Raw genomic sequence first — 22,054 nt, forward strand, 5'->3', positions numbered from 1 at the left:
TATGGAAACTCCCTCTTTCTTAGAAGACCACATCAGCCAAATACCAGCATTGCAGTTTCTGCAGAAGGTCGATTATACTTACCTTACAACAGAAGAAGCATTGGAAATGAGAGGCGGAAAAACCACAGCTGTACTGCTGGAAGGGGTACTCCGCGAGCAACTGGAAAGTATCAATAGAATTACCTACAAAGGAGAGAGCCATGAGTTTGCTGTCAGTAACATCAAGGCAGGTATCCAAGCCCTGAAGGATGTGCCGATGCAGGAAGGTTATATGGCTTCGTGCGAGTATGTGTATAACCTGCTAACGTTGGGCAAATCGCTGGAACAAAGCATAGAGGGAGACAAAAAAAGCTACACGCTGCAGTACATCAATTGGCAGGAGTGGAATAAAAACGTATTTCATGTAACGGAAGAATACAGTGTGATGCGGGCCGCTAGTAAAGAGCACTATCGCCCTGATATTGTACTCTTTGTAAATGGAATTCCGTTCTGCATTATTGAGTGTAAACGCTCCGATATAAAAGAACCATTGCACCAAGCCATATCGCAACACCTGAGGAACCAGCAGGAAGACGGCATTCGCTCACTGTATGTGTACGCACAACTTTGCTTAAGCATTGCCACTAATCAGGGCATGTACGCCACCAATGCTACCCCAGAAAAGTTTTGGGCGCAGTGGGAGGAAAAACATCCTGGAAAAGATAAACACGAAAAAGAAGTGGCAGCGCTTGCATACCGGAAGCAAATGCAGGCACTGAAAAACATGCCCTTTCAGCCTGCACAACGCCAGAAACTCTTCAGTGGCCGCTACGCCTATGTGCGTCAGCATTTCGAGACGATGGAACAAGTTGAAGTGAAGGTTACCAAACAAGATGCACTGCTACACAGCCTTTGCCGCCCGCAGCGCCTGCTGGACCTGGTATACAGCTTTATCGTATTTGATGGAGGCATTAAAAAGATAGCTCGTTATCAGCAGTATTTCGCCATTAAAAAGATAAGGCAACGTGTGCATCACTTGGAAGGCGGTAAGCGTCAGGGCGGTGTTATCTGGCACACGCAGGGTAGCGGCAAATCGCTTACCATGGTCATGCTGGCGCAGGCTATTGCGATGGATAAAAGCATCCGTAATCCAAAGATTGTGCTCGTTACCGACCGTACCGACCTTGATGAGCAAATTTCTAACACCTTTAAAAAGTGTGATATATTAGTAGAGCGTGCTTCAACCGGCAAGGACTTAGCCGACAAGCTGCAAAGTAAAAGTGATGCCGTTATTACTACCATCATCAATAAGTTCGAAAAGGCAGTCCAAAATCTTAAGAATCCACTCACTTCACCAGACATCTTTGTATTAATAGACGAAGGTCACCGCACACAGTATGGCACTTTTAACGTAAAAATGTTACAAGCCTTGCCAAACGCCTGCTTTATTGCCTTTACTGGCACACCACTCATGAAGAAGGAGAAAAGTACGGCAGTGAAGTTTGGCGGCATTATAGATGATTATCCAGTTACCAAAGCCGTGGAAGACGGAGCTGTGGTGCCAATCCTTTATGAAGGCCGCCATGCTTTCCAGCAGGTAAACGAGAAAGCCATTGATAACTTCTTTCAGAAAGTATCTGAAACTTTAACCGATTATCAGAAAGTAGACCTCAAGAAGAAGTTTAGCCGAGCAGACCAGCTAAACCAGGCGGAGCAGAAAATGTATGCTATTGCTTGGGATATCAGCCAACACTACCGCGACAACTGGCAAGGTAAAGGATTCAAAGGCCAACTGGTATGCCCTAGTAAAATTGCCGCCATAAAATATAAAGAGTTTTTAGATGAAATAGGCCTTGTCTCTACCGAGTTAGTTATATCCGGCCCCGACGACCGGGAAGGCGAGGATAGCGCTTTTGGTAAATCGCAGGACAGAATAAAACAATTCTGGGCAAAGATGATGAATGAGCATAACACGCCGGAGAAATATGAAAAAAACATTATCAGCCGCTATAAACATCAGGATGAACCAGAAATAATTATTGTGGTAGATAAGCTGCTCACCGGATTTGATGCCCCTAATAATACAGTAATGTATATTACACGCAGCCTGAAAGAACACAAACTGCTGCAGGCTATTGCCCGTGTAAACCGGTTATATCCAGGTAAAGACTTTGGTTTTGTGATAGACTATTATGGAATATTAGGGCACCTGGATGAGGCACTAAATTTATTCTCGGGCCTAGAAGACTTTGATGAGGAAGAATTAGCTGGTACCCTAACCAATATTACAGAGGAGGTAAAGAAACTGCCACAACGATACTCTGAATTATGGGATATATTCAAAGCTGTACCCAATAAACGTGATGCTGAAGCCTACGAAGACTTATTACGGGATGAGGCGCTGCGTTCGACCTTCTACGATAAATTATCCATTTTCGCACGCACCTTAAAAATAGCGCTTTCCTCACTGGAGTTTGTTACCAAAACAGATACAAAGGAAGTAGACAAGTACAAAGATGATGCTGCATTCTTTCTGAGGCTCCGTGCCTCTGTTACTCAGCGCTACTCCGACACAGTAGACTTTAAACAGTACGAAGGACAGATTCAAAAACTTATTGACAAGCACATCCAGACAGACCGTGTTGAAACGGTCGTGGAACTGGTAAACATTTTTGACAAAGAGAAATTCGATTTAGAAGTAGAGAAAGCAATTGGTGACGCAGCCAAAGCAGACCGTATTGCTTCCCGTACAGCCAAGCACATTTCTACAAAGATGGAAGAAGACCCTGCCTTCTATAAGAAATTCTCTGAAATGTTGAAGGACACCATCCGGGAGTATGAAGAGAAGCGCATTTCAGAAGCAGAATATCTTAAACGAGCAAAAGAGATGATGGAGGCTGTCTTGTCACATACCGACAGCGACATACCGGAGCAATTAAAAGGTAAGGAGATTGCAAGGGCTTATTTTGGTCTGTGTCATGAATACTTAACTGCCAAGGTAGAAGAACTGGCTAAACGAAAAGATATTTCCGTATCTACGGCGCTGGCCATTGATGCAATCATGAATAATACCATTCTCGACAGCGGAAAGCCTAAAATAGACTGGCATAAAAACAAAGACTTGCTCGGTAAGTTAAACATCGATATTGGAGATTTTCTAATTGACGAAGTACGTGATAAGTATGGCATCCAATTGTCCTTTGGAGAGATGGATGCACTCGCAGAAAAATGTATAGAGGTAGCAAAGATTAGGTATAAGTGATTAAGGACAGTATTCAGTTCGGTTCTAAAACAATCGATTTTCAGCTCACCTTTAGCGACCGTAAGAGTTTAGGTATTACTGTTACCCCAGAAATGGAGGTTTTAGTAAAGGCGCCAGTAAATGTCACTCTGGATAAGGTAAAGAAGAAACTAAAGGATAAGGCTCCTTGGATACTTAAGCAACAAAGTTTCTTCTTGCCATTCCATCCAAAGACTTCTGCCAAAAAATACGTCAGTGGTGAATCTCATCTATATTTAGGCAGGCAGTACAGGCTTAAAGTATCTGAAGGCAAAACCAATGAAGTGAAGCTAAAGGGGAAATTTATTGAGGTTATTTGTCCTGAAAATGCAAATCCAGAAGAACTACTAAGAAAGTGGTATCTGGAACATGCACGTGCCCGATTCAGCCAGTACGCGAAACCTTGGATAGAACGCTTTAAGCAATACCAAGTTGAACCATCTAGCATTGTTTTACGTGAAATGCCCACGCGTTGGGGCAGTTGCACCCCGAAAGGTAAAATCATTCTCAATCCCGACCTTATTAAGGCTCCTAAAGGATGCATTGAGTACGTGATCATTCATGAACTCTGCCATCTTGTACACCGCGACCATACGCAAACTTTCTTTGAACTTCAGGCGAAGGAATTGCCAGAATGGGAGAAATGGAAGATGAGGTTAGAGGTTTTATTAGCGTAACAAAGATTACGTTCTTTAAAATGTACAGTGTATAAAGAAGGTTGTAAATGGAGGTTCAGCCCATTAATCAATTTTACATTAGCCCTGGGAATAATTACGAACTGGTTGAGGATAATACCCTATTCTGCTGGGGTTGAATTCATTTCTAGTAAAATCTTATAGCCAAGAAACCTCATATATTTTAAGTAGTTGTCAACCAAGGAAGCCTCGGTAGCATTGGTGTACTTGCTGATTTTGTAATTCGAATTCGCGATTAAGATAGTGTTGCGGATGAAACTATTGATTTCCACCAGAAAGCAAAATCAATAGGTGGCTGCTCGTAAATTTTACTCTCTATTAGAATCAAAGTTCATCAATTCCTGAAATGAGATTTCTAAGGCATCACAGATAGCGAAAAGCATATCCAAAGTGGGAGCATTCTTCCCGTTCTCAATCCGAAGAATGGTCAATTTGGCTATATCTGCGGTGTCGGCTAAGGCCTGCTGTGAAAAACCCTTTTCCTCCCTCAATTTTCTTAGGTGCCTTCCAAAAGATTCAATTTTACCAGGGTACTTCACACCCAAAGGTTGCACCTGAGCCTTATTCAAATGGTAACAATTATGTTACCATTTCAGTAAAAGCAAACTATCCCAATTTGCGATTCTGTCAAAGGTAGGATATATCCATTCAACCATTAAACTCAAGAGATTTGTATAGAACATGTACAAAATGCGGGACTGCGAAACTAGAGGAAACCGAATTCACCAACCGCTCGTCAAAAAGTAATCTTAAGCGAAGTGTCTGTAAGATTTGTGAGGCTGCATACCTAAGAGCTAAAAGGGCTCCAAAGTTGCAGGCTAAGAGAGAGGCCAAGGAAAAAGCCCGTTCAGAGGCACTTGCCAGTTCTACTAAGATATGTAAAAGTTGCCTGGAAGAAAAGCCCAAGAGTGAATACAACAAAGCCAAATTGGGGTTCGAGGGTTTAACTTCCTGGTGCAAGGCCTGCTACCGAAAATGGGTGGAAGAAAACAAGGCAATTCTTTTCTATAAATGGAAGGAGTACCGGGAAAATAATAAGGAAATTATTCAGGAAAGAAAAAGAGTATACCATAAAACGGATAAAAGCAAACAGCAACGAAAGGATTATATCCTTCGCAACCCTGAACTGAAAAAGAGAATATCGAACAAATACGCCAGGAACAACAGGCAGAAGGTAATGGAGATTAGTAGGCGGTCCTTCCTTAAAAATCCGGAGAGGTATAGAAAATTTAAGAGAGAATACGTACGGAGCAAAAGAGAGAACAATTCTGGTTTCGCTATTGAGTGCCGTTTAAGGTCCCGCATACTACATGCCCTAAAAGCCACCGGTACAAGAAAAGCCGCCAAAACAAAAGAACTTTTAGGCTGCTCAATAGAAGCCTTTAAGGCTCACTTGGAAAGATGCTTCAAACCAGGAATGACCTGGGAAAACAGAGGCCAGTGGCATATCGACCATATCGTTCCTTGTGCATCCTTTGACCTTACTGATCCAGAGCAGCAAAGAATATGTTTCCATTACACGAACCTGCAGCCTCTATGGGAAATAGAAAATAGAAGAAAAAAAGACAAAATTGAGAAGCCAATCCAAATGTCTATTCCTCTACATTTTGGTAAGTAAATAAACTTGGTTAACTATTTATCAGTTAAAACAATAGTCTAGGATTAAATTTTCTCTAGTGATTTTCTTAAAGAACAACGATATGCAAAAGGCTTAGATTCTTTAAAACATATTTTTGTTATTTCAGGCCATTGTTCAATCAATAACCCAACCATATCCCAATATAGTAGCCCACTTTTAGAGGGTGAACGCAAATAGAATAATCCTAAATTATTGGCGTCGCATAGTGCTTTTTGATGTCGTGTTCTTTGGATGTTATAATCTTGAGTTATAACTATAGCACATTCTTTCCTAGCAATAGGTATCCAGTCTTCATCCTTTGTACCAGCACCAAAAACTTTCTTTATTGATTTAACTTCTATTTTCCTGCTTTCCGTATTCCGTGGTGCCTGAAGGATGTTAAGCGCATCTGCTAATGAAGATGGCATATTTTCATCTAAATAGATAATCATGCCGCTATACAATATTCTATTGCATCTTCAACTTGTTTTTCTGTAATTTCATAAAGCTGCGATATAAAACTTATTGGCTCACCGGCTTTAAAAAGGTTATAAATAGATTCCGGGTAAATGTTTGTATCTGCAATTACTGGATGACCAAACTGCCTTTTAGGGTCACAAACAATACTTTTTACTTTACCTAATGGCCAGAAGGCCTTGGCTGTAGATTCTTCATCAAAATCTACTAACTTAAAGAATAGTTTTATAAAATCCAGATTTAACTGATTAGTAGAATCAAGGGTTACTATAATTTCATTCCAATGGTTTAGATAAATTCTTCTGCCATCAGTTTTTAGTGATGCTAATACTTTTTCATTAGCAAATGGGAACAAAGTATTAAATCTTTTCGATAATATTTGGTGGGCATGAAGTACTGTATTAGGTTTTACCCCTGCACGATTGAATTGATAAAAAACATACAGCTCAATTAAGGTATGGAAGCTAACAGCTTTGGTTTGTCCTAAATTCCAAGAATATTTATGGTTAAATTCTTTCCCTAATTTTTCCTCCCAATAAGTATTTATCCAACGATTTGCTTTGTTCGTTGGCACACGTAATATCTGTGCAATATCAGGGATAGTATATATACCACCTCCCAATTGTGGTTTATTCTCGTACGCTATCATGTGCTTTAGGGGGTTAATAGCAAGGTTAAAAAAGTAAAGCAATCTTTTAACGTTGCAACATAATAAAAGTGATTTAATTTAAAAAATCATAAAAATATCTAAATTATTATATTACCAGAGGCAAGCTATTTCCCAATAGCAGGGTATTTAAATATTTAATGTTAGGCTCTGGCTTAATTACCTCATCTTGAAGTTTAGGCAAACTTGTTTAAAATATTGTTTAAGCCTGCCTGTTTATAGTGCTTAAGTTTATCTTTACCAAAGCCGCCGAGGATACTTACCAGTGGCTTTATATTGCTGTTCATCAGCTAAGTGCCGCATCTCCTTACTATACTCTTTTACTACCTCCCGACCCTTCCAGGTAAATTCGTAACGTTCTGCCTGGAATGGTTTACCGGGTACGAAGACAGTAATATATGCCTTATCCAGGAGTACGTTAATAGAATTGTACAAGCAGGGTAAATAGTAACTACCACCTAAGTACCCATTCAAATCAGCAGCCGTAAATGGATATACAGCAAGGGATAAAACATAACAAGCGCACAGTATCTCCCAATCTCTTTGCCGTAAACCTGTTTTCTTTTTTAAACGCTTAAGTACCTGATGCTGAATGGCTATTACGCCGGGCAGGTCAGAAGAAAATGCCATGTGTATTATATGGAATAGTAAAGAGGAAAATCTGAGCAGGGGTTGTAACGCATATATATGTAACTGGCGCAAATTTTATCCTGCTCCACTACAATTTACAAAAAAAGAAGGGCATTTCTCGCTGTTAAATCGGCAACTAACTAGGTATATACTTTTGCCTAAGGCTAAAGTTCTCCGGATGCTACTCCTAAGTTTTGGTTAACTAATAACCTTTGGTTGCTCTTTGTCTTGGTCTTGCTTCGGCTGCTGCTTGCCGAATCTGGATTTCAGCCATCCAACTAGTCCGGCCAGAGCCGTGACAAAACCGGCTATCCACTCCCAGTTTTCCTTAACAAAGTTAAACGTTACGGAAAGAACATTTGAGACCTTTTCCCCGGGAGTCGGTGGTACAGCCATAACCGGTACTACCCCATTGTACACTTCGAACTCTATTGGCCGTTCTTTCTGACCATCTTTAATTAAGGCACTAACCTTGATAATAATTTCGTGGTCACCGGCTGCCAGGGGTTTAACCGACCATTCCCATTTGGTTTGAGTAGTGTCGGTTTCTGCCAGATGAACGTATTGCTCTTTTTCGGATATGCGCCGTATTTGAAACTTGGTGCTATCCATGGCATACAGGTTAGCCGTCATCACCTTGGATATATTTATTCTTTCCGATACAATCCGGGAAGTATCCGCGTCCGGTTCATGGGCAATTGATTTTTCAATTGATTTTTCTAAGGCCTTTAAAGCCATATTCCTGGAAACCGTCAAGGATACCCGCCTCGGCTGATTGACTAACATAGAATCCGGAACATAATAAGCCATATTTCCTTTCAGTAGGTTACCTACTGCTGCTTGGGCGCTCTCCGCATCTATCGGCTTTGATATTGTATCAGCTTTAATCGGAAAACGGGGATGTTCTTTGGGTATGTTAGGCCTTGGCTTGGCGCTGGTCGTGTCTGAATTTACTGGGTACTGCGGGTTAGGGCCGAACACGATGCCTGCCGTATCCACTCCATATCCCATACCCACCGTATCCGTGCTTGTATCCGTGCCAGGGTCATAATCACCCACCGCATAATCTCCCTTGTTATTCAGGCTCCCGAGAAATAATATGATGACGGTGAGCAGCAAAAAAATAAAAATACCAATGACAATAACTCGCTTTTTCATGGTTAATTGCCTTTATATATTACCTGCTTAATTTATGAATATTTTAGGTAAAATGCTGATATTTATAATCATATAGAGAATATTATTTTATTATGAGGAGCAACTATTTCCGAAAACAAGGAAATGAACAAATCAGAATATAGGTTGAAGTGGGCACCTTCAATTCTTTAATAACGCTGAATTTTATGAATAAATGTTAAAGTACCGGAATAGGTTACAATTAATTATTAAAGGGTAATCAGGACAAACATGTTAAAAACAGAGCAATACCATACCGAGGAACTAACCATTGATGCTACAAAAGCACAAATGCTGGCCCTTATCTACGTGGTACCTTTTATTATCTTGTTCGGGGTTCCTTATTTTCTACTGTGGGGGCATACTATAACTAAAACGGTTCTAAAAAACCTGCTAGCAGAACCAGGACTTTGGGCAATCCCCCTTTTCCTGGGCGTACTGTTAGGGGGAATTGTGATACACGAACTTATTCATGGCATAACCTGGGCTTGCTTTGCTCCCAGAGGATATAAATCCATTCGGTATGGCGTCCTTTGGAAATCTTTAACGCCTTATTGCCATTGCCAGGAACCTTTGAAATTAAAGCACTACCTGATTGGTGGCACCATGCCCGGCCTTATCTTAGGCATACTGCCAGCCTTAATATCTTTAGTTACGGGTAGTTTTACTTTGTTTCTGTTTGGCTTATTTTTCACCGTTGCTGCCGGCGGAGACTTCTTAATGGTTGCCATCCTGCGGAATGAGTCTTTTGATAATTTAGTCCAGGACCACTCTTCTAAAATTGGCTGTTACATCTATAAGCCAATCAGGGAATAAATTGGTTATGAAAGGCTATAATGGGTCCAAAACTGTATCAAAAATAAGGTTACTGTTAAAATGGCCGAATTTGCAACATGTAGCATGTTTATTGGTCAATCTTTCTGTGTTACGATAAACATTAGTTTATTCTAAATTAATAAATTGGTTTTTAAATATTGGCTATATCTACAAACGCAATTTTGTATGGTTGGTTTATTGCCATTTTTGGTTGTATAATGCGAAATAATATCATACCAATTAAAACTGTTTAGTGGAAATCATGAAATTGCGAATGTTTATAGGGTCTTCCAAGGAAAGTCTGGAAATGGCATATGCGGCACAAGAAAATTTAGAACACCAATTTGAGGTAACTGTTTGGAATCAGGGGCTGTTTGATATTTCCCAATATATACTTGACGGTTTGCTTGAGGCATTAGACGAATTCGACTTTGGTTTGTTTGTTTTTTCACCTGACGATATAACAAGAATTCGTAATGTAGAACATAGAACAGTCCGTGATAATGTACTTTTTGAATTAGGCTTATTCATTGGCCGCCTAGGAAGGGATCGAAATTTTATTCTAATGCCTCGTGATATAAGTAATTTATACCTTCCAACAGATTTACTTGGAATAATACCTGCAACTTTTGAACCTAATCGTCAGGATGGCAACCTTAATGCAGCACTTGGACCCGCATGCAGCAAAATATGTAAAGCAGCAGCACGTATTAGACCTCGCCAAACCTCCCCTTACGAAATTACGGTTGATGAAGACGAAATTGACGACAATGACATTATTTCAATAATAGAAACATGGATGGGTTCTAGGTCATCAAATTCAAATAGACAAGCTATCAGGTATACTGACGTAGATGAAGAATTGAGTTTACCACCAGGTAGCGCTATTAAATTTATTGAAAAAGCAGCAGATAAATGGGGGTATTTTCCAGCACGAAAGGGTAAGCAGACTATTGTTTTTGGCCATCGAGGAGATTTGGAACTTGATATTGATGACATCATTTAAGATAGAAATGCCTCATTAACATACTCATTGTAATACTGCATGGCTTGGGTTACTTATAATCTGCCGCTTTTAATGATTTTAAAGCTAATTGGTGGTAATAATATAATGTTTTTATATATTTAAAAATCTTTTAACCACTTAATAGATCTTAATTCTTATGCCCGATTACAAATTAGAGTATTCAGAAGAACAAGGTAAGTTTCATCAGGACCACGCTGAAAAAAGAAAAGCACAGGGCTATCTTACCCTTTGTGATTCCATGGACTCACAATTGCAGTATGATTTTATGGAAGCAATGTTTAAAAAGTATCCTGCTTTAGAAGTAGGCTTTCGGATGAAGGATGAGTATCCATCCTTTGAACAGATTCAGCAGGAGTTTAGAGCCTTTTTCCCAGGCCTTAAGAATTAATTAGGTAAGGTATTTAAATTCAATAGTTGAATGAAGGCCCGGTTAACCCGGGCTTTTTCTTTGGTATTGAGATTTTACTAAATTACTTATTTGATTTCAACTTACCAGTTCGAGAATTTAATGTGTCTAATTTGTTATTTCTTTCTTCCGGTAGGACGGCCACGCTTTTATTATAATTTACTTTCTCTTTAACCAAAATCGACTTGTCAATTTGAGAACTAAGTGTATCTAATTTGGTGTATATTTTTTCTGATCTGATGTCCGCGTTTTTATTGTTGTACATCATAAAAAATGTGTTAGAACCTGCAATTATTAAAGAAACTATGGCAGTAATGATAGCACCCCTAATTGGGGTTTTAAAACTATCTCTTTGATAACGTGCAAGTTGCTTGTCATGAAGGACAAGTGCTTGATCCACCAGTTTTTGAGTTTCTTCTACTGTTAAAGGGGCTCTATATTCTCCTTCTATGGGCTGCCCTGGTTGTTTAATAAATCGAATAAGTAAGATTACATGGTCGTTGTCTTTATTTAATCTAAAGAATTCGGGATGTTCACTCGCTATTTGCAACCAATTATCGGCTGATTTAGGGGTGTCTCTAAGTGACTCTTCAAGTGCTTTATGATTCCTAAATGACGGTTTTTCAATGGATAAAGCAACAATAAGCCTGATGACATCTGAAAGTCGATAAGGTTTTAGATAAACATCGTCTTTATATTTCATTTTATTAATTCTTATAACTTTTGTCCAGAATGCCATAATTATTCAATTAATTATTTCCTTATACCTCCTTATAAAGCCGCATGGCCTGAGTTGCTTGGAATATACCACCCTGACTGGTTTTAAAGCCTTTTTCGTTCAGTTCACTGGCTATCTCTCGCCAGGTCTTTTCTTCCTTTTCCCGCAATAGTTTGACATGGGCAGCGGCCCGTTTATTGTTCTCGTTGGCCTGGGCTTTCTCTTTGTTTGTCGCTACTCCCATCGGTGAAGCAAGACCCTGTTTAAAGACCTCAGAAGGCTTACGCCATTCGCCCTGCTGCTTCATCTTCTCGTCCAGGGCCGCTTTGGTACGGAGACTAATCAACTCCCGCTCGCGGTCCGCAATAGCCATAAATAACGTTAAGGTGAATTTGTCCAGGTTCGGTATATCACAACTTTCTAAGCGGCCTTCCAGGTCGGAATAGATACGGAGCGCCTGCTCAGTATTGCGACTTAACCGGTCGATTTTAGCCACCACTAAAGTAGCCTTGTGCCGCTTACACAACTCCAATGCTTTTTGCAACTGGGGACGATTGGTTACATCCTTGCCGCTCATAGTTTCCACCAGTTCGGCCAGCGGCTCCTGCGGGTAGAAGTGCTTGACATAAGTGTGCTGGGCTTCCAGGCCTAGACCGGATTCCCCTTGCTTTTTGGTTGATACGCGATAATAAACGACGATTGGCTTATTTTGGCTCATGTTACAAGACTTGTACGTTCGTAGTAGTTTTGTAACCAAAATAGCCAAGGGGAAGACAAATCCAAACTTTGGGTAAAAAAATACCGCCTACCTATTTTAGATGTGCGGCTTATTGTTGAGTTGCGTTTAATAAGTGTTAGTATTTTGGGCGTATTTTTATTGGTCTCTCTTTTTTATCCCATTTATTTTATCTTCTGGTAATGAGTTATATAATCCATTAACCTTATTTGGAAGTGAAATCATGTAATCAACGATGATATTTACTAGTTCAAACAATTTTGTTACAGTTTGTGCATCATCAGTATCAATTTGTCCAGGATGTACTGCATCGTTTCCTGTTACTCTTACAATATCTAAAGATTGTTGAACAATTACTGGTAGCCCTGCTTTTACAAGTTCTTTTATATCATTATTAATATTTTCCCCTTTTTCCCCTAACTCTTTACAAAGTACTTGTATTGAAAGTCTGAGTAATGCGGCAGCGGCTCTTGGGGACTTTGTCAAAATAGATGCACTTTCTAAATAGAGTCTTTTGACTTTATCTGGCATTTCAGGGTTAGGGAAAGGAACATTTCCATTGTCAGGATAATACATTTTATCTTTTACCCAAAGAGTATGATTGTTACAATGATGGCACATTCCGCTCCTTAAATCTGCCTCTCCTTGACTAGTATTTCCTGTAAAGTACCAATTGTCAAATCTCCAGTCCTGCTTAGATAAGACTCCACAATGCGGGCAAGTAAATGCCTTTGAAAAAACTGATGGTTCAATATATTTCATAATAGATTATATGCCATTAATACGTCAATCCCCAGTACCTAGTAAAACTAGCCTATATACGTAACTACACTAACGAATATACTATATATTCTGACTAATATAAAAGGCTTATTTAATTTCCGTTCTTCGTTTTCATTCCGGTAGAAGTCTGTTTAGAGTAGGTTTAGTTATGAGTTGGGCGAAAGTTTGTTTTTACAGGCTACTATTCAAAACCGGCACAAATAGGTAACCTGGAATAAATTACCTGGCCGTGATGTTAGTGGGTACCCAGTCGACCCAAAGCGATTCCCATTCGCATTAACCACCCCCGCACCAAACTACAAGCCCCCAGTATAAACTTACCTGCTATATCTATTACAGGAGTGGTACATCCAAGTGTTAGACTCCAAGGGAACAGCCGGGGGTAAAGTTCGTTTAGAACCGGAATATTTTTTTAGTTGTCATAGCGATTTAGTGGAGAAAATGTGCCCTTTCCCCTCCTATTAGCATCCTTCTCATTTTGTGATAACCAAATCCTATTGTATATTATTATTAAGCACCTGGGTACAAAACACTAGGAGCGAAGCTATGACTGATATATACATTACCTCTCAAGATGACAAACTTGTTTTCTCAAGCTACCCTTTCTTATCTCTATGAAGTTATTTACTGGATACTTGTAATTAGTAAGTAAAGCGTTTTGGTGCTGCCAAGTGCATCCTTTAGATTAGCTGTATAGAATATGATAGATTAGCTGTATAGAATATGAAAAATAAAATACTTAATAAAGACAAAAAGACTGCCGTTCAGGTCACTTTTTGCCTATACTTTTCTAAACAGGCACTATTTAAATATAACCGTGACGTGGTGGTTTTTACCCAAAGTATTGCCTTAAAAGTTAAAGACCAACAAAGGAAGCAAGTGGTTTGTGATTTATACTAATAATCTTACCGACCTGGCGGAATCCAGAACTTTAAAAACAATAGATGAAAAAATGATTTTCTTTATTACCCTTCTGACCGTTACCCCAGTGCTGCAGTTTATCGCAGGACTAACAGGTTCAGTTGTTGGTTTGTGGAATCTCTGTCTCTTAGTCCGTCGACTTTGGAGGAGATACCGTAAATAAACAACAAAACCGGGCAAGGCCCGGCTGTGTGTAGCATTGTAGTCTGCAAATGATTTCCTACGTCCGATGCAGATGATCGCTCTAATTAAAACAAATTCTTATTCTTTTACAAGGCCTTGCCGTTGGTGAGGTCTTGTTTACTTTATAGCGTAACTAATTGGTAAAGGTTTAGTTCAATGATTATGATTGTTCTACCTGATTAGACTGCTGTCTAGAAAACTTCAAACCGGTAAACCTTTCACCAGTTTTACTGCAACATCTGGCTATAATACCGGTGGATACCCAGTTGACCAAAGTGATTCAAATCCAGTTTTATTACCTCACATTTTTACGCTATGTGCTAATTTGTTTATGTATTTTATAAATGTGGAAAATATTTTTATGTATTAAGCATAAATTATTATAATAAAATAAAGATTTTTAAAATTACGATAAAAATAAGTACCATAAATAAATAATATAAGTACAATTATTAAAAGCTAAATTTATGTATAATCATCTTATTATCAACAATATATATACTTATATGATATTTTCACCTTCATATTCCTAAGAATAAATACATTATTTAGTTTAATGTATTTTTAGTATTTTTAACAAAGGAATAGGAAAAGAATACCTAACTTTTTTAACATAAGATTAGGCCTTTACGCAAATAGTAAATGCTGGCTAGATTAAAGTGATAAAACTTTTGCTTAATCTTTTATATAATTAATACTATTTATTAAAAATAACAAATACAATGAATTAACCGCTGTCTGTAGGTGAAATCAGACATATAATTTTAATGACAACGATTACTATAATCCTGGTCTATGTTTTACCATGGTACCCCATACTGAAAATAATCAGTATGGTATTGGGGATTATTTATCAGTTATTTAGAATTTGGCCCTTTATACGTCGATTCTGGAAAAATAAACGATAAATAAAGAAGCCTGCCAGTTAGACCAAGCAGGCTCCCTAGGTGCTTTCTATTCTGCATTCATGATTGGCGTCTGGTGCAGAATCCGCTCTAAAGTTACAAAATTTCGCATAAAGCGATTAAATTATTTTCGATAGCCTCGCTGGAAGCGGGGCTTTCTTTTTTAACTAGGTTAAGCTGCAATCTGGGAAACTTCAAACCGGTATACTTTTGCCAGCTTCACCGCATCCCGGATGAGTTGTACGCCGTGGCCCGTAAGGGAATAATAACTAATGAGGCCTTTCTTCTCCTTCTTTAGGTAGGCATTAACACCTTCGCAAAGCCCCTAGACCGGATATTAATGTCACCTTGTTTGCCCGGTTATAACTCAATAGCACCATGATTCCGGATACCAATAATATGGCTTTTTCTTCGGACCTGTTCTGGCACACGAAGTTGCCCAGAGGCAGTTTCAGATTACTATATCACTTAAAGAAAAACGGCAGGGAAACAAAATTGAAACCAACCGGTGAACCAAAAACTTTCCATTCAGGCGAACCACCTCCATTTATTTAAACAAAACACCCTGTAAATGAACCCTACCCAAAGTTTCGGGTTCTTTCTCTCCTCAAGTGACTTCTATGCAAAATACCTGACGAAAATGCCCTTTCCAGCGAGTAGACAGGGGTACGTCCGCAATTTTTGACGTACGTCGTTTTTTGCGTACGTGCCAAGTACGTCCGCAAATTTTGCGTACGTGGTTATTTGTCTCTAAAAACCACTTTCAATCTCTTGCAACACCCCACAATAGATAAATAAGGCAATTAATTAAATAAGTTAGATACTAAAATTTTAATTGATAAACACTTAAGAGAAAGCACCTATAACTACTTGTACTCCTAATCATTACATTTTCCTAATAGCTAATTTAAAATGGCGTGTATGGGTAAAGACCTATCCTTCAATCTAGTAATTTGGAAACCAGTCAAACAGGGGTATCGAAGCAAATGTTTACGCATGGCACTACTTATTCAATACAATTAAAGTAGGCAAGAAAGCTATTAAAGAACTTAATTAGGCCCGGTTTATTTTAGGGCGCCGCTTTCCCTCACCCCTCCTCTTTATTTATTTCAGTATATATACCCTTAATGTTATCACATTTTAGTTTATCATACCCAAGAGGCGCCATTACGAGAAAACAAACATAAGGTAGAGGTATCTAGCAGGTTCGATATTTAAATATCCTCTGACTCCAGTTTTTTCATGCCAAAGAATTCTCTTTTAAATTTGAATGGTTACAATATCCTGCAGCCGGGTCGTATAGCAGGGAAATAGAAAGTCTCGGTTTAAATTCTAATCTTTCTTTTCTTTGGTACCTTGGCAGGCCACTTTCACCGTATCCTTGGCAAACTTTGCCGTAAGGTCATCCAGAAAGTGAATTAGGGTTTGTTCTTTAGCATGGTCGGTCTTGTCAGACTATAACTGCACAGTTGAGTATGGTGATAGGAATAAAGTCTTAAGGTTTACAGAAGACTATTTCCGTAAGTCGCGCCTCTTAGAAAATCAATTAAGAGAAAAGTGCGTGTAATGCCTGATGAGTAATTATCCAGTTCACAATAACCTGCTAATTGGGATATTAATTTGCTTATGTCAGAATTAACCTTTTAGGCTCTAAACCATTATCTTACAACCTACCTAATGCCCGAAAAAAAGAAAAGGAAGCAAATTTGCAATGAGGTCATTTTAATAAGATTTAATCAGGTGAATGACCTTTATTAGAAGTAACAACATCCAAGTTACTGCCAGTTTTGAGGAAATATAATTTTCCACTTTAACTCATTATCAATTGAATATTTGGTTAAACAGGAATTAAAAAATTAATACCTAGGATCTTTCTGGAAAGGCAGCTTTGCTAATTTTTCCACTTCTATACTGGGGAAGCCGAATTCCTCCACCACTTTGCCGTAAAGCAGATATACGCCAGGACCTTTAAACGGCCAGGCTTTGAGCGAAGGCGGAAAATGTACCGTGTCGAAAAAGTCCCCGGCCGCATCCAGAAAAGTACCGAACTGCATGATTTCGCCTTTGACCGTGCGGACGTACTTAGTGGTAACCAAAATGCCCAGTAACCGAACCTTTTGCCCCACATAGGAGGACAAGTCAGTGGCGGGTACCTCGCCCCGAAATTTGGTTTGCAGTAAATCAAAATACGAGCAGGTTACCGGAAAGCCCAGTAGCTCCAGTTCGTCGTAAGCATCTTCTATGAGCGTGTGGGTGAGTGCCGGAAGGGTAAATGTTTTAACCGGTGCTTGGAACAGTAGGTTAGTATTTCGGTGATTTACCTGATGCCCCAGCAGGAAATGGGCTTCCCAGAGTAAGGCTTTTTTACCCTGGCCGGTAAAGCGTAAGGCCTGTACCCGGATTAACAGCAAAAGCGCTTCTAAGGTAATACCAGTCCGCTGTACAAAACTCTCCAGGCTGGTATACAGGCCGTTTTGTCTCCGCTCAGCTACAATCTGATTGGCTATTTTCTGCTCAAGGTGCTGGATATGAATAAACCCCAGGTAAATATCTTTTCTAAAGATAGCGGTAGTCAGGGAGCTGTGGTTAACGCAGGGTAAGTGAATCACGGCTCCCGCTTTCTGCGCCTGCTGCACGTACACCCAGGTTTTATAAAAGCCGCCAAAGTTGTTGATGACCGCCGTCATAAATTCCAGCGGATAGTACGTTTTCAGATATAAACTCTGATAACTTTCTACGGCAAAGCTGGCTGAGTGGGCTTTGGAGAAAGAATAACCCGCAAAACTTTCTATCTGCCGCCACACCTCTTTGGTTAAGGCTTCCGGATAGCCTTTGGCCCGGCAATTACTAAAGAATTTATCTACCAGCTTCTGGAACTCGGTTTTAGACCGGTACTTACCGCTCATGCCCCGGCGCAGCACATCGGCATCGGCTAAGTCCAGGCCGGCAAAGTGGTGCGCTACTTTGATGACGTCTTCCTGGTACACCATGACCCCGAAGGTTTCTTTCAACTGTTCTTCCATCACCGGGTGCAGGTACTGGATTTTGTCGGGCGCATGAAACCGTTGGATATAGGTGCGCATCATACCCGACTGGGCTACCCCGGGCCGGATAATGGAACTGGCCGCTACCAGGCTTAAATAATTATCACAGCGCAGCTTTTTGAGCAATCCCCGCATGGCCGGGCTCTCGATGTAAAAGCACCCGATGGTATCGCCGGATTTTAGCTGTTCTTTTACTTTCTCGTCCTGCTTAAACCGCTCCACATCGTGGGCATCGATTTTAATTTGCTGGTTCTGCCACACCAGGTCCACACAGTCCTTGATGTGCCCAATACCCCGCTGACTCAAAATGTCCAGTTTTTCAAACCCAATCTCTTCGGCGGTATACATATCCCACTGGGTAGTAGGCATTCCTTTGGGAGGCATATCCAAAGCCGTGTAACTGGTAATCGGCTCCTCTGAAATTAGTACACCCCCGGCGTGAATGCTACGCAGATTAGGGAAATCGGTCAGCAGTTTCCCATATTGGAATATTTGTTGGGTAAGGTGATTGGCATTACCCGGAGCATCGGGTTGTTCGACCAGCGCATCCAATTCGGATTTAGGCAGCCCATAAACTTTTCCCAGTTCGCGCAGAATAGAATTTTGCTGGAACGTGCTCATGGCTCCCAGTAAGGACGTATGTTCTTTTTTGTAGCGCTTAAAAATATAATCGAGTACTTCATCGCGCTCATTCCAACTGTAATCAATATCAAAATCGGGCGGACTCGTACGTTTGGGGTTCAGGAACCGCTCAAAGTACAAGTCCAACTGAATCGGGTCCACATCAGTTATGTACAGACAATACGCTACGACGCTGTTGGCCCCGCTGCCCCGGCCCACGTGGTAAAAGTTGCGCGATAGGGAATACCGGATAACATCCCAGGTAATGAGAAAGTAAGAGCTAAAGCCCAGTTTGTCGATAATGGCCAGCTCGTGGGCTACCCGTTGTTTGGCTTCCTGGTGCTGAGCGCCGTAGCGGTTGCGCAGCCCGTCCCAGGCGAGTTTCTCCAGCAGTTCTTTGTCGTCGGAGGCCGTGCCGGTAAACGTAAACTTATTTTTGCGGCTGTTAAAATCAAAACTAAATACCGCTGTCGTGGCCAGTTTCTCTGCATTGCGGATAAGCGCCGGAAATTGCTGGTATTTAGTCAGTAAATCCGTGCACGACAGGAAACAAGCATCATCGGAGAGACCATGGACCAGATTGAGCTGGCTTAACAGGATGTTGTTGTCAATGGCCCGTAAATGCCGGTGCAATGCCAGGCCCGTCTGGCTTTTACAGGTAAAGCGCCCCCACATCAACAATTTATCCGGGTGTTTTCTTACATCCGAAAAGTACAGCCTGTTAATATCGTTAGGAGCCACAGCTATGTATTCGTTCGCCCGCAACGGCTTTTCACTATTGTAGCTGACAAAAGGGTAAATAATAGAGGCACGGTTAAATTCCGGCGGAACATCGGGCAAGGGCTGGTGCCGAAGTAGGTAAGCGCTTAAAAAACGGTTCAACTCCCGGAAGCCCTCCTGGTTCTGAGCAATGCCGGTATACAGCCATTGGTTATCACGCCGGAACTCGATGCCCACCAAAGGTTGAATTCCTTGCGCCAGGCAGGCTTTGATAAAAGAAAATACGCCGGAACAGTTATTAATATCGGTTAGGGCTAACGCTTTATACCCTTTGGCTCTGGCTTCCTGGGCGAGTTCTTCCGGCGAAAGGGTGCCGTAACGCAGGCTGTAGTAAGAGTGAACAAATGCCAGCATAGGTTTAAGCTAATCCTGATTTTAAGCCCACGGCTCTTTTCACCGCATCCTCGCCGTAGCGGTTCCGGATTTTATCCATGGCCTGGTAGAGATTAGCCATTTCGGCGGTATCTTCAAATAAATCAATCTGCTGAAAACCTTGCACCAGGTTGCTCAGGCGTACCCCCAGTAAGCGCACGAGCAGCCGGCGGTTGTAGAGTTTCCCGAACAGTTCTTTGGCCTTGCGGATTAAAATATGGTCAGCCGCATTATAGGGAATCGTTAATTGCTGCGTGTGGGTATCAAAGTTGGCGTAGCGGATTTTGACCGTAATGCAGCCCGTCAGTTTGCCTTGCTTCCGGAGTTCAAATGCCAATCCTTCGGTCATGGAGACGAGCAGGTTATTGAGTTTTACCATATCCGTGGTATCGGTGTGAAAGGTCTGCTCGGTGCTGATGGATTTTTGCTCGGAATACGGAATAACGGGCGTGCGGTCGATGCCATTGGCTTTTTCCCAGATATGTACGCCTTCCTGACCCAGTACTTTCTGCATCATTTCCACCGGAATCATGGTCAGTACCTCAATGGTCGGAATACCCATGTTGCGCAAAAGCTGGTAATTTTTCTGCCCGACACCCGGTATTTTGCGAATAGATAAAGGCGCCAGAAACGGCTTCACCTGGTCCGGATGAACCTGGATTTCACCGTTGGGCTTCGCCTGCCCGGTGGCAATCTTTGAAACCGTCTTGTTAACCGATAACCCAAAGGAAACCGGTAAACCCGTTTCTTTGATAATGGTTTGGCGTAATTCTTTTGTCCATTGCCAGGTACCGTAGAAGCGATCCATGCCCGATACATCCAGGTAATGCTCGTCAATCGAAGCCTTTTCGTAAACGGGTGCATGGGCCGCAATAATCTGGGTAACATCCTGGGAATACTTACTATAGGCTTCCATATCGCCCCGCAATACCAGGGCCTCGGGGCAGAGCTGACGGGCCATGCGCATGGGCATACCCGCATGGACCCCAAAATACCGCGTTTCATAACTGCAACTGGCGACCACCCCCCGGTCTGAAGAACCACCTACCATAACGGGTTTGCCAACAAGCTGAGAGTTGCGTAAGCGCTCAACCGAAATAAAGAAAGTATCCAGGTCCAGGTGAGCAATGGTACTGTTTTCTGTGAGCAGCATAGTTATCCGAAAAGCTAATATTTTTAGCAAATACGGATAATTAATATAGATAAGCTATATATTTAAGAAATAAATATCCACACGTATTAGCGTTTATTAACATGTTCTTTATATTTGCCAATAATATTAGTTTTATATAGGCTGTTATACGGGCTTTTAGTCGTGTTAATCCTGTTTACAAAACTTAGTAAATGATAACCTTAAAAAATAGAATTATGAAAAATGCTAAACCATGGAAATTGGGAAATGGTAACCTAAAAGAAAAGTCTAAAATATCGCAGGAAGCACAGGCTTACCTGGATGAGGTAAACCAAAAGATTGATGCCTTTCGCGAAGGAAAACTAAAAGAAAGTTTGAAAGCATTAGGCTTTACTTTTAGTTCTGCTAAAGAAGAAGTAGACTTTAGAGCGAAAAGAATCACCTGTATTAAATTCTTAAACCGTCCGGGAAGAGCACAGCTGTATTTAGATTATGGTACCGCGAACAAGGTCATGCTGGCCGAATACAATACCGGTGAGATAATGGATTCGGGGGAGATTCAGGTTCGGGATACTTATTACGAAGCACCGAGAGCCGGGGCTAAGGAAAATGAACTGCATATTCAGCAGCTATGATGACGACAGAAATATTTAAAACCTTCTGTAAAGGGAGGTCTTTGTCCTTACCGCACCTGGATAGTTTACTTGGCATTGAGGACAAAGAGTTAATGAGCGCTTATCAGTCTGGAGCCTTACCTGTTCCGGATGCTGTGAGCGAAAAGATAGAAGAAATCATTTTTTCTGACGTGGCCGAGTTACCTGCCAGCAGCCGGGAGGAAAAGTTAGACCAGCTATTAAGTGTGCTAAAACAACTACCTCATAAGGGCACTGCGGTAATTAACAGAATTGAACAGGCTATCCAGGATTCACAGCACTTAGAAATAGACGTGGCGTATTTAGAACATGATGTATCCTTCTGGAAAGCGTTTCTGCAGCTTTATGAAAAGAAATGCCGAGCCGAAAAACTATATGTCCAAGGTTCTCTTTTTACTGATGCAGTTTGCTATTATTGATGTGGCTTATCACATT

Annotated in this window: 19 protein-coding genes; 9 read left to right on the forward strand and 10 right to left on the reverse strand. The window is 40.9% G+C overall.

Features of this window, described 5'->3' with window-relative positions; translation table 11 throughout:
* Position 1 precedes the first annotated feature (1 nt).
* Entirely contained in the window at positions 2-3,241 is a 3,240-nt protein-coding gene (locus AAE02nite_RS10790) for a type I restriction endonuclease subunit R (RefSeq protein WP_146897746.1), read from the forward strand.
* Positions 3,238-3,936 carry a M48 family metallopeptidase gene (locus AAE02nite_RS10795; RefSeq protein ID WP_246150957.1) on the forward strand — a complete coding sequence of 233 codons (699 nt, stop codon included), beginning with the start codon at positions 3,238-3,240 and terminating at the stop codon, positions 3,934-3,936. Before AAE02nite_RS10790 ends, AAE02nite_RS10795 begins: the two co-directional genes overlap by 4 nt.
* A gap of 326 nt (positions 3,937-4,262) precedes the next feature.
* On the opposite strand, the gene AAE02nite_RS10800 is transcribed toward AAE02nite_RS10795, so the two are convergent.
* On the reverse strand, positions 4,263-4,523 hold the full coding sequence (locus tag AAE02nite_RS10800) for a helix-turn-helix domain-containing protein (RefSeq protein ID WP_146897747.1): 261 nt from the start codon (positions 4,521-4,523) through the stop codon (positions 4,263-4,265).
* Between the two features lie 101 nt (positions 4,524-4,624).
* On the opposite strand from AAE02nite_RS10800, the gene AAE02nite_RS10805 reads away from it, so the two are divergent.
* Positions 4,625-5,572, forward strand: coding sequence for a hypothetical protein (locus tag AAE02nite_RS10805; protein ID WP_146897748.1), 948 nt, complete (start codon positions 4,625-4,627; stop codon positions 5,570-5,572).
* 44 nt (positions 5,573-5,616) lie between these two features.
* Here AAE02nite_RS10805 and AAE02nite_RS10810 read toward each other — a convergent pair whose 3' ends face one another.
* The 4 genes from AAE02nite_RS10810 to AAE02nite_RS10825 form a co-directional block, all read right to left on the reverse strand.
* A complete protein-coding gene (locus AAE02nite_RS10810; RefSeq protein ID WP_146897749.1) occupies positions 5,617-6,024 on the reverse strand; it encodes a PIN-like domain-containing protein in 408 nt (135 codons plus the stop codon).
* Positions 6,021-6,698, reverse strand: a complete 678-nt coding sequence (locus AAE02nite_RS10815; RefSeq protein ID WP_146897750.1) for a DUF433 domain-containing protein — start codon at positions 6,696-6,698, stop codon at positions 6,021-6,023. The genes AAE02nite_RS10810 and AAE02nite_RS10815 overlap by 4 nt, the downstream gene beginning before the upstream one ends.
* Before the next feature lie 255 nt (positions 6,699-6,953).
* Entirely contained in the window at positions 6,954-7,346 is a 393-nt protein-coding gene (locus AAE02nite_RS10820) for a hypothetical protein (RefSeq protein WP_146897751.1), read from the reverse strand.
* A 198-nt stretch (positions 7,347-7,544) separates the two neighbouring features.
* The gene (locus tag AAE02nite_RS10825; RefSeq protein WP_146897752.1) at positions 7,545-8,504 is read right to left on the reverse strand and encodes a hypothetical protein; all 960 of its coding nucleotides are present in this window, start codon (positions 8,502-8,504) and stop codon (positions 7,545-7,547) included.
* 249 nt (positions 8,505-8,753) lie between these two features.
* Here AAE02nite_RS10825 and AAE02nite_RS10830 point away from each other — a divergent pair, with 249 nt between their 5' ends.
* From AAE02nite_RS10830 to AAE02nite_RS10840, 3 genes are all read left to right on the forward strand, one after another.
* The gene (locus tag AAE02nite_RS10830; RefSeq protein ID WP_146897753.1) at positions 8,754-9,338 is read left to right on the forward strand and encodes a DUF3267 domain-containing protein; all 585 of its coding nucleotides are present in this window, start codon (positions 8,754-8,756) and stop codon (positions 9,336-9,338) included.
* Between the two features lie 262 nt (positions 9,339-9,600).
* A complete protein-coding gene (locus AAE02nite_RS10835; RefSeq protein ID WP_246150974.1) occupies positions 9,601-10,344 on the forward strand; it encodes a TIR domain-containing protein in 744 nt (247 codons plus the stop codon).
* Between the two features lie 157 nt (positions 10,345-10,501).
* On the forward strand, positions 10,502-10,753 hold the full coding sequence (locus AAE02nite_RS10840) for a hypothetical protein (RefSeq protein WP_146897755.1): 252 nt from the start codon (positions 10,502-10,504) through the stop codon (positions 10,751-10,753).
* Positions 10,754-10,835: 82 nt separating this feature from the next.
* On the opposite strand, the gene AAE02nite_RS10845 is transcribed toward AAE02nite_RS10840, so the two are convergent.
* The 3 genes from AAE02nite_RS10845 to AAE02nite_RS10855 all read right to left on the reverse strand — a co-directional run bounded on the left by AAE02nite_RS10845 (position 10,836) and on the right by AAE02nite_RS10855 (position 12,987).
* The gene (locus AAE02nite_RS10845) at positions 10,836-11,474 is read right to left on the reverse strand and encodes a hypothetical protein (protein ID WP_146897756.1); all 639 of its coding nucleotides are present in this window, start codon (positions 11,472-11,474) and stop codon (positions 10,836-10,838) included.
* A 58-nt stretch (positions 11,475-11,532) separates the two neighbouring features.
* Positions 11,533-12,207 carry a recombinase family protein gene (locus tag AAE02nite_RS10850; protein ID WP_146897757.1) on the reverse strand — a complete coding sequence of 225 codons (675 nt, stop codon included), beginning with the start codon at positions 12,205-12,207 and terminating at the stop codon, positions 11,533-11,535.
* A 156-nt stretch (positions 12,208-12,363) separates the two neighbouring features.
* The gene (locus AAE02nite_RS10855; RefSeq protein ID WP_146897758.1) at positions 12,364-12,987 is read right to left on the reverse strand and encodes a DUF4145 domain-containing protein; all 624 of its coding nucleotides are present in this window, start codon (positions 12,985-12,987) and stop codon (positions 12,364-12,366) included.
* A 744-nt stretch (positions 12,988-13,731) separates the two neighbouring features.
* Between AAE02nite_RS10855 and AAE02nite_RS26280 the strand changes: the two genes are divergently transcribed.
* A complete protein-coding gene (locus AAE02nite_RS26280; protein ID WP_170252575.1) occupies positions 13,732-13,908 on the forward strand; it encodes a hypothetical protein in 177 nt (58 codons plus the stop codon).
* Positions 13,909-16,873: 2,965 nt separating this feature from the next.
* On the opposite strand, the gene AAE02nite_RS10860 is transcribed toward AAE02nite_RS26280, so the two are convergent.
* Both AAE02nite_RS10860 and dinB read right to left on the reverse strand, forming a co-directional pair.
* Positions 16,874-19,816 (reverse strand): DNA polymerase III subunit alpha, encoded by a 2,943-nt coding sequence (locus AAE02nite_RS10860; RefSeq protein WP_146897759.1) that lies wholly within the window; start codon positions 19,814-19,816, stop codon positions 16,874-16,876.
* A 4-nt stretch (positions 19,817-19,820) separates the two neighbouring features.
* Positions 19,821-20,987 carry a DNA polymerase IV gene (dinB, locus tag AAE02nite_RS10865; RefSeq protein ID WP_146897760.1) on the reverse strand — a complete coding sequence of 389 codons (1,167 nt, stop codon included), beginning with the start codon at positions 20,985-20,987 and terminating at the stop codon, positions 19,821-19,823.
* Between the two features lie 215 nt (positions 20,988-21,202).
* On the opposite strand from dinB, the gene AAE02nite_RS10870 reads away from it, so the two are divergent.
* Both AAE02nite_RS10870 and AAE02nite_RS10875 read left to right on the forward strand, forming a co-directional pair.
* Positions 21,203-21,601 (forward strand): hypothetical protein, encoded by a 399-nt coding sequence (locus tag AAE02nite_RS10870; RefSeq protein ID WP_146897761.1) that lies wholly within the window; start codon positions 21,203-21,205, stop codon positions 21,599-21,601.
* Positions 21,598-22,038, forward strand: a complete 441-nt coding sequence (locus AAE02nite_RS10875) for a hypothetical protein (protein ID WP_146897762.1) — start codon at positions 21,598-21,600, stop codon at positions 22,036-22,038. Before AAE02nite_RS10870 ends, AAE02nite_RS10875 begins: the two co-directional genes overlap by 4 nt.
* Positions 22,039-22,054 lie beyond the last annotated feature (16 nt).

This window comes from Adhaeribacter aerolatus, from assembly GCF_007991635.1.
In the GTDB taxonomy this organism is placed as follows: Bacteria; Bacteroidota; Bacteroidia; order Cytophagales; family Hymenobacteraceae; genus Adhaeribacter; species Adhaeribacter aerolatus.